This is a genomic window from Streptococcus sp. 1055 (genome assembly GCF_013276815.1).
GTDB classification, from domain to species: domain Bacteria; phylum Bacillota; class Bacilli; order Lactobacillales; family Streptococcaceae; genus Streptococcus; species Streptococcus pseudopneumoniae.
On record NZ_VMLT01000148.1, the window covers coordinates 1 to 970 of the forward strand.

Annotated in this window: 1 pseudogene; it reads left to right on the forward strand. The window is 43.8% G+C overall.

The features are described 5' to 3' along the window. Nucleotides 1–420: 420 nt before the first annotated feature. Nucleotides 421–888, forward strand: a pseudogene (locus tag HT699_RS10930) (adenylosuccinate lyase); the annotation flags it as partial. Nucleotides 889–970 lie beyond the last annotated feature (82 nt).

The window sequence follows — 970 nt, forward strand, 5'->3', positions numbered from 1 at the left end:
AGCGTGGACTTGAACGTGGAAAACTTTTTGCCTTTCTGGATATGGTTCGCCAAGGACTTCTGACTTCCGAGGTTGCCAGCCATCAGCTGGGTATGACTGTCGCTGAGTTTGAAGAACTATTGAAAAAACATTACAAATAAGACCTAAAAAAAATACAGAGAAACCAGCAAAGACGAGGTTCGCAAACCATGGTTGGAGTTTTTTGGGAATAAACCTTTTACCCAGGAACCCGAGCGAGCCATCAGCCAAGCAGATCAACTGCTGGACTACAAGAGCTGGTCCGAGGAGGACAGGGAGATGTTTAGTGAACAACGCAGACGCGAAGAACAAGCCTTGCTAGCGCAGGACTATGCCTTGGAACAAGCTGAAGAAAAAGGGTTGGAACGCGGTCGTGCAGAAGGGATTGAACAGGGTTTAGAGCGTGGTCACATGATTACAGCCTATGAGAATGTGGCTCTCTGGCATGAACACGACATTTCCCACTCATCAGCTGAGCGTATCATCACACCTGATACGACCCTCTTGATTGACTACATGCTCAACCGTTTTGGAAATATCGTCAAGAACTTGACGGTCTTACCAGAAAACATGATCCGCAACATGAACGCGACTTTTGGTCTGTTCTTTAGCCAACGTGCTATGTTGACCTTGATTGAACAAGGCATGACCCGTGAGCAAGCCTATGACTTGGTACAACCAAAAACAGCCTACTCTTGGGACAAGCAAGTAGACTTCAAACTACTTCTGGAAGCAGATCCAGAGATGACATCACGTTTGACACAAGAGGAAATCGATGAGATTTTCAACCATCTTTACTATACCAAACGAGTGGAGCCTATCTTTGAACGTCTAGGATTAGAATCATTAGAAAAAATCGAATTTCTATGACTCCATTTATAGGAGTGAGAGAACTTCGATTTTTATGTTATCTCAAAGCCCATTGCTAAAAAATATAATAGATTGAAACTAG